General features: G+C 69.0%; 6 protein-coding genes. 3 read left to right on the top strand and 3 right to left on the bottom strand.

The genetic code is table 11. The annotated features are described in order from the left end of the window. Window positions 1–114: 114 nt before the first annotated feature. The 3 genes from JS521_RS06415 to JS521_RS06405 all read right to left on the bottom strand — a co-directional run bounded on the left by JS521_RS06415 (window position 115) and on the right by JS521_RS06405 (window position 3,432). Window positions 115–1,035, bottom strand: a complete 921-nt coding sequence (locus JS521_RS06415; RefSeq protein WP_205081749.1) for a scabin-related ADP-ribosyltransferase — start codon at window positions 1,033–1,035, stop codon at window positions 115–117. Window positions 1,036–1,292: 257 nt separating this feature from the next. Continuing rightward, window positions 1,293–2,312 carry a phosphatase PAP2 family protein gene (locus JS521_RS06410; RefSeq protein WP_205081748.1) on the bottom strand — a complete coding sequence of 340 codons (1,020 nt, stop codon included), beginning with the start codon at window positions 2,310–2,312 and terminating at the stop codon, window positions 1,293–1,295. 76 nt (window positions 2,313–2,388) lie between these two features. Next, window positions 2,389–3,432, bottom strand: a complete 1,044-nt coding sequence (locus JS521_RS06405) for a LacI family DNA-binding transcriptional regulator (protein ID WP_205081747.1) — start codon at window positions 3,430–3,432, stop codon at window positions 2,389–2,391. A 346-nt stretch (window positions 3,433–3,778) separates the two neighbouring features. On the opposite strand from JS521_RS06405, the gene JS521_RS06400 reads away from it, so the two are divergent. The 3 genes from JS521_RS06400 to JS521_RS06390 are packed head-to-tail and all read left to right on the top strand — an operon-like array spanning window position 3,779 to window position 6,964. Beyond that, on the top strand, window positions 3,779–5,047 hold the full coding sequence (locus JS521_RS06400; protein WP_205081746.1) for an extracellular solute-binding protein: 1,269 nt from the start codon (window positions 3,779–3,781) through the stop codon (window positions 5,045–5,047). A gap of 19 nt (window positions 5,048–5,066) precedes the next feature. Next, window positions 5,067–6,086: a carbohydrate ABC transporter permease gene (locus JS521_RS06395; RefSeq protein WP_205081745.1), complete on the top strand. Its 1,020-nt coding sequence runs from the start codon at window positions 5,067–5,069 to the stop codon at window positions 6,084–6,086. Continuing rightward, a complete protein-coding gene (locus tag JS521_RS06390) occupies window positions 6,083–6,964 on the top strand; it encodes a sugar ABC transporter permease (RefSeq protein ID WP_205081744.1) in 882 nt (293 codons plus the stop codon). Before JS521_RS06395 ends, JS521_RS06390 begins: the two co-directional genes overlap by 4 nt. Window positions 6,965–7,049: the final 85 nt, after the last annotated feature.

The following is a 7,049-nucleotide window of genomic DNA, read 5'->3' as shown; positions in this document are numbered from 1 at the left end:
CTCCCGGGACTCCGCCCCGGACCCCGCTCCTCAAACGCCGGAGGGGCTGGATGTCCCGCCGGACGGGCTGGATGCCGGGCCGCCCGGAGTGCGTTCCCGGGCCGACCCCGCGTCTCAGCCGTCGATGTCCATCGCGTCCGGATCGGCCTTCGCGGCGCTGGGGATCACCTTGATGACCTTGCCGTTCTTGTCGCACAGCTCCGCGCGCAGGATGTGGCCGGGCCGGATGCCCTTCCAGAAGATGACCTCCTGCTGCTGGACGAAGGACGTGGTGCCCAGCGTGTCCACGAGGTCGATGCCGCCGGGGGCGTTGATCACGTAGCGGTAGCCGCTGCCGTCCGGCTGTCGCGCCCAGTCCGGTACGTATCCGCCGGGGGAGCGGGTGGTGCTGACGAACCCGGTCTTCTGCAGCAGCTTCTGGTAGTGCCGCAGACTGGCGGGAATCTTCTCGTTCCAGGGCGTGAATCCTTTGCCGAGGATCTGGTCCGGTGTCCTGCTGTCCCACCGGTACAGCAGTTCGTTGTCCTTGCGGTAGCGCAGCGGCGGGACATCGCGCCCCTGCTTGCGGTCCTCGCGCATCGACTTCACCTTGCCCGGGTCGATGCCGTACGTGCTCTCGCCGAAGCCCGCCGCCTCCTGCGGCGTCGGTGTGGTCTCCCGGGGGTGGTTCGCCCGTTCGCCCATGAACGTGCCGTAGTCGTACTCCGCCGCCTCGGAGTCGGTCCCGCCGTCCGACAGCTCCTCGGCGTCGGAGAAGTCCCGCTTGTCGATGTCCATGGGTGTGGCGTGCGGGCTGCTCGCACGCTGCACGGTGGGCTGTGCGGTCGGCTGGTGGCCGCAGTCCTCGCTGTGCCGGTGCCGGTCCTGCCCGGCGGGCTGTCCGGCCCGCAGCATCTGGACCACGGCGGCGTTGCCCACGGCGCCCTGCTGGGCGAGGAACCGCTGCGGCGGGCTGCCGGCCCCGGCCGGGCCCCGGCGGGCAGGTCCCTGCGACGTCGCGGAGTCCGTCGTCTTGTCGTGGTCGTATGCGCGCAAGGGGGTCTCCTCGGTGACGAGACGTCCAGCTTTACGGACCGGGCCCCTCCGGTCCAGAAGCGGACGGGCAGTCCACCGGTGCCCTACGGGCAGGCGTGCCTGAACGGAAAGGGTGGCGCGGGTGGTCCTGAAGCAGGTTGTGGGACGGGCCGGGGCGCGGCGTCGCGCGCAGGGCCGAAGGAGCAGCCCGCAAGGGACGGAAACGGGGTGGGGACGGACACGACGCCCGCCCCCACCCCGCTCCTCGCGTGCGAGGACTACGGTCTGCGCGCCCCGGCCGCCTCCGGCGCGGGCTCCGCCTCCGGCTCGGCCTCCGCAGCCGCCTTCGGCTCCGGTTCGGACGCTGGGCGTGGCAGGCGGGCGGAGGCGCGCAGTCCGGTCAGCCGGCCCTTCCTCGCCCCGGGCACCCACTTCGGCAGGTGGTGCGGCAGCGAGCCGTACCAGGCGCGGGAGACCGCGTAACCGAAGGCGAGGCAGGCCATGCCGCCCACCGCGTCCAGCCAGAAGTGGTTGGCGGTGGCCACGATGACGACCAGGGTGAGCGTCGGGTAGAGCAGGCCCAGGATCTTGGCCCACGGCGCCGAGGCCAGGGCGAAGATCGTCAGGCCGCACCAGAGGGACCAGCCGATGTGCATCGACGGCATCGCCGCGTACTGGTTCGACATGTTCTTGAAGTTGCCCGACGCCATCGAGCCCCACGTCTCGTGGACGAGCACCGTGTCGATGAAGTTCGCCCCGTTCATCAGACGGGGCGGCGCCAGGGGGTACAGGTAGTAGCCGAGCAGGGCCACGCCCGTCGTCGCGAAGAGGACGAGGCGGGTCGCCGCGTAACGGCCCGGGTGGCGGCGGAAGAGCCAGACGAGCACGCCGATGGTCACGACGAAATGCAGCGTCGCGTAGTAGTAGTTCATCGACACGATCAGCCATGTCACGGAGTTGACCGCGTGATTGACCGATTCCTCGAAGGCCAGCCCCAGGGACTTCTCCGCCGACCAGATCCAGTCCGCGTTGGCCAGCGCCGCCGCCTTCTGCTCGGGGACGGCATTGCGCACGAGCGAGTACAGCCAGTAACTGACCGCGATGAGCAGGATCTCGAACCAGAGCCGGGGGCGGCCGGGCGTCCGCAGCGAGCGGAGCCGGGCCTGCCAGCCGGACTTTCCGGAGGCCGGGGGAGGGGTTGACGACGCGGCGGCGGCCTGGGGGGCCGCCTTGGCCGCGATGGGTGAAGGACCGGCCGTCGACCGGCCTTCCTGTGCTGTCACCTGTGTTTCACCCATAGGCAGAGAGTCTTCCATAGAGCTTCCCGTGCCTACGATCATCCTCCGGTCGGGTTCCGGCCGCACGTCCTGCGTCTCAAGGACGAGGGGCCGACCCTGAGCCGCCTGCGGGTCCGGCGGCCGTCGAGCCGCGTACCACCAGCTCGGGCATGAAGACGAACTCGCTGTGCGGAGCCGGGGTTCCGCCGATCTCCTCCAGGAGCGTACGGACCGCGGCCTGGCCCATCGCCGTCACCGGCTGCCGGATCGTCGTCAGCGGCGGATCCGTGAACGCTATGAGCGGCGAGTCGTCGTAGCCGACCACGGAGAGGTCCCGGGGAACCTCCCTGGACTCGCGGCGGGCCGCCCGGATCGCCCCGAGCGCCATCATGTCGCTCGCACACACGACCGCCGTGCAGCCGCGCTCCATCAGGGCGGTGGCGGCGGCCTGGCCGCCCTCCAGCGTGTACAGGGAGTGCTGGACCAGCTCCTCGATCTCCTCCTCGGAGAGGCCCAGCTGCTCCCGCATCGTCGCGTGGAAGCCCTCGATCTTGCGGAGCACCGGCACGAAGCGCTTGGGGCCGACCGCCAGGCCGATCCGGGTGTGGCCGAGCGCCACCAGATGCGTCACCGCCAGCCGCATCGCCGCCCGGTCGTCCGGGGAGATGAACGGCGCCTGCACCTTGGCGGAGAAGCCGTTCACCAGGACGAAGGGGACACCCTGGCCGCGCAGTTGCTCGTACCGCTGCATATCGGCCGAGGTGTCCGCGTGCAGCCCGGAGACGAAGATGATGCCCGAGACGCCCCGGTCCACCAGCATTTCGGTGAGTTCGTCCTCGGTGGAGCCGCCGGGGGTCTGGGTTGCCAGCACCGGGGTGTAGCCCTGCCGCGTCAGCGCCTGGCCGATGACCTGGGCCAGCGCCGGGAAGATCGGGTTCTCCAGCTCCGGGGTGATCAGGCCGACCAGCCCCGCGCTGCGCCTGCGCAGCCGCACCGGGCGTTCGTAGCCGAGGACGTCGAGCGCCGCGAGGACGGATTCGCGGGTGGCCGCCGCTACTCCGGGCTTGCCGTTCAGGACTCGGCTGACCGTCGCTTCGCTGACCCCCGCCTGAGTTGCGATATCGGCAAGCCGTGCGGTCATGGGATGCGACTGTACCGGGCTCGTGTCGGATTGCCCACTGTGCGTGGGGTGGTGCGGGAAGGGGTTTCCAGAGGCCTTCCGGCAACGTCTTGCAAGGACTTGCGGGCCGGGATCGCGGACCGTCGCCGGACCGTCGCCCTGCGGATATGGCCAGGCCCGCCCGTCCCTGCCAAGGGTCCATGGCCGCCGTCAAGGGGCTTGACGGCAACCTTGAGGACACGCGAATGTAACGATCGCCAGGGCTTGCAGAAATCTTCCGCAAGGTCTTTCGGTCGTCTTTCATCCTTGTTACGTTCACGTCGACCCGGCGCCGCGACGGAGCGGTACGGCAGTTGAAGGAGTTCAGATGCGACGTGGCATAACGGCCACCGCCCTGGTCGCGGCCCTGGCGCTCGCGGCGACCGCCTGCGGCAGCGACGACGAGACCGGCAGCAAGAGCTCGGGCGAGCTCTCGGGCACGGTGACCTGGTGGGACACCTCCAGCGTCGGCAGCGAGGACAAGGTCTTCAAGAAGCTGGCCGAAGGCTTCGAGAAGAAGCACCCGAAGGTCGACGTCAAGTACGTCAACGTGCCCTTCGGCGAGGCGCAGAACAAGTTCAAGAACGCCGCCCAGGCCGGCGACGGCGCCCCCGACGTGATCCGCTCCGAGGTCGCCTGGACGCCGGACTTCGCCAACCTCGGCTACCTGGCCCCGCTGGACGGCACCGCCGCCCTGAAGAACCAGGACGACTTCCTCAAGCAGGCCGTCGCGTCCACCAAGTACGAGGACAAGACCTTCGCCGTCCCGCAGGTCATCGACTCCATGGGCGTCTTCTACAACAAGAAGATGTTCAAGGAGGCCGGTGTCGAGGCGCCCGCGAACCTGGACGACCTCAAGACCGTCGCCAAGAAGATCAAGGACAAGACCGGCAAGACCGGCCTCTACCTCCGCGGCGACGACCCGTACTACTTCCTCTCCTTCCTGTACGGCGAGGGCGGCGACATGGTCGACGCCGGCTCCAAGAGCGTCACCATCGACAAGCCCGAGGGCGTCGAGGCGTTCAAGGCGGTCAAGGCCCTGGTCGACGACGGCACCGCGAAGACGGACGCCTCGGACGGCTGGGAGAACATGATGCAGGCGTTCAAGAACGGCGACGTCGCCATGATGATCAACGGCCCCTGGGCCGTCGCCGACACCCTGACCGGCAAGGAGTTCACGGACAAGGACAACCTGGGCGTCGCCCCGGTCCCGGCCGGCTCCGCCGCCCAGGGCGCCCCGCAGGGCGGCCACAACCTCGCCGTCTACGCCGGCTCCAAGAACCTGGAGGCCTCCTACGCCTTCGTCGAGTACATGACCTCCGTCGACAGCCAGGCCACCGCCGCCGGCGAGCTGAACCTGCTGCCCACCCGCACCTCCGCGTACGCCAAGAAGGAAGCGGTCGACAGCGAGATCGTCGGCTTCTTCAAGCCGGTCGTCGAGACCGCCGTCGAGCGCCCCTGGATCCCCGAGGGCGGCAGCCTCTTCGAGCCGCTGCGCGTCGAATACACCAAGGTCCTCACCGGCCAGACCACGCCGGAGAAGGCCGCCAAGGCCACCGGTGACTCCTACCGCAAGCTCCTTGAGGGCTGGAAGTAACAGGAAGGCTGGCCGACTGATGGCTGTCCACACCAGCCAGTCGGTGGTGAAGGCCGCGGGCGAGAACACCGCCCGCGGCCGGAGCCGCGGTACTGGCACCCCACCACCGACCCCCGGCCGCCTGCGGCGCGCCCTGTCGGTCCACTGGTACGCCTGGGCCATGGTCGCCCCGGTCGTCGTCGTGATCGGCGTGATCATCGGTTATCCGCTGGTCCGCGGCATCTACCTCTCGATGACCGACGCCGACGAGCGCAACGTCGCCCGCTCCATCGGGGTCAACGAGATCCCCGCCACCTACGAGTTCGTCGGCGCCGACAACTACGTCGACGCCCTGACCGGCTCGCAGTTCCTCGGGACGCTCGGCTGGACGCTGGTGTGGACCGTCTCCTGTGTGAGCATCACGTTCGTCCTCGGTATGTCCCTGGCGAACATCCTCAACCGCCGCATCGCCGGACGCTCCGCCTACCGCATGGCCCTCATCCTGCCCTGGGCCATCCCCGGCTTCGTCTCCGTCTTCGCCTGGCGCTTCCTCTACAACGAGGAGCGCGGCCTGCTCAACAAGGTCCTCGGCGGCGCGGGCATCGACGCCGTCCCGTGGCTGAACGACCCGACCTGGGCCAAGTTCGCGGTCATCGCCGTCAACGTCTGGCTCGGCGTCCCGTTCATGATGGTCGCCCTCCTCGGCGGACTCCAGTCCATCCCCTCCGAGCAGTACGAGGCGGCCGAGATGGACGGCGCGACCGCCTGGCAGCGCTTCCGCCACATCACGCTGCCCGGACTGCGCCCGGTCTCCACCACGGTGGTCCTGCTCTCCACCATCTGGACCTTCAACATGTTCCCGGTGATCTTCCTGCTGACCCGCGGCGGACCCGGTGAGGCGACCCAGATCCTGGTGACCCAGGCGTACAAGTTCTCCTTCGAGATCAGCCCGCGCGACTACGCGCAGTCCTCCACGTGGGGCGTGCTGATCCTCGTACTCCTGATGCTCTTCGCCGTGATCTACCGGCGGGTCCTGCGCTCCCAGGGAGACAACTGGTGACCACCGCGACCGAAACCCCCGCCCGGCACGCCGCCGTACGCAAGGTCCGCCTGCGCGGCGAGCGTTCCCCGCTCGCCTCCGTGGCCCTGCACCTCACCCTGATCGTCGCCTCGGTGATCGCGGTCTTCCCGGTGCTGTGGGTCCTGCTGACCTCGCTCAAGCCCGCCAAGTACGCGACCACCACGGACTTCTTCCGCGAGACGACGTTTCTCAACTACACGAACCTCATCCGCGACACCGAGTTCCTCAACTGGTTCGCCAACTCCGTCATCATCTCCGCGCTCTCCACGGTGATCGGCGTCTTCGTCGCCGCCACCACCGGATACGCCGTCAGCCGCTTCCGCTTCCCCGGCAAGCGCGGGCTGATGTGGACGCTGCTGATCACCCAGATGTTCCCGGTCGCCGTCCTCATCGTGCCGATCTACAACATCATGTCGACCCTCGGGCTGCTCAACCAGCCCACCGGTCTCGTCATCACCTACCTCACCATCTCGGTGCCGTTCTGCGCCTGGATGATGAAGGGCTTCTTCGACACCATCCCGCGCGAGATCGACGAGTCGGGCGAGGTCGACGGCCTCACCCCCTTCGGCACCTTCTTCCGGCTGATCCTCCCGCTGGCCAAGCCGGGCCTCGCCGTCACCGCGTTCTACTCCTTCATCACCGCCTGGGGCGAAGTCGCCTACGCCTCCGCCTTCCTGGTCGGCGACGAGAACCTCACGCTGGCCGGCGGACTCCAGAAGTTCGTCAACCAGTACGGAGCCCAGTGGGGCCCGATGACCGCCGCCTCCGTCCTCATCGCCATCCCGGCCGCCCTGGTGTTCCTCTTCGCCCAGAAGCACCTGGTCACCGGCATGTCCGCCGGAGCCGTCAAGGGCTGACACCCGAGGACAGTCAAGGGCTGACGCCCGAGGACACCCGCACCCGCCCGCACCACCGCACCCGTCACGGCGGCGCCCGGGCCCC

The organism is Streptomyces durocortorensis, from assembly GCF_016901035.1.
Taxonomy (GTDB): Bacteria; Actinomycetota; Actinomycetes; order Streptomycetales; family Streptomycetaceae; genus Streptomyces; species Streptomyces durocortorensis.
This window is presented reverse-complemented; position numbering and strand designations above follow the sequence as displayed.

What these genes read in the sequence shown, in the direction of transcription:
- JS521_RS06410 (WP_205081748.1), bottom strand. Translation starts at nt 2,312, where the DNA reads ATGGGTGAAACACAGGTGACAGCACAGGAAGGCCGGTCGACGGCCGGT.
- JS521_RS06395 (WP_205081745.1), top strand. Translation starts at nt 5,067, where the DNA reads ATGGCTGTCCACACCAGCCAGTCGGTGGTGAAGGCCGCGGGCGAGAAC.
- JS521_RS06400 (WP_205081746.1), top strand. Translation starts at nt 3,779, where the DNA reads ATGCGACGTGGCATAACGGCCACCGCCCTGGTCGCGGCCCTGGCGCTC.
- JS521_RS06405 (WP_205081747.1), bottom strand. Translation starts at nt 3,432, where the DNA reads ATGACCGCACGGCTTGCCGATATCGCAACTCAGGCGGGGGTCAGCGAA.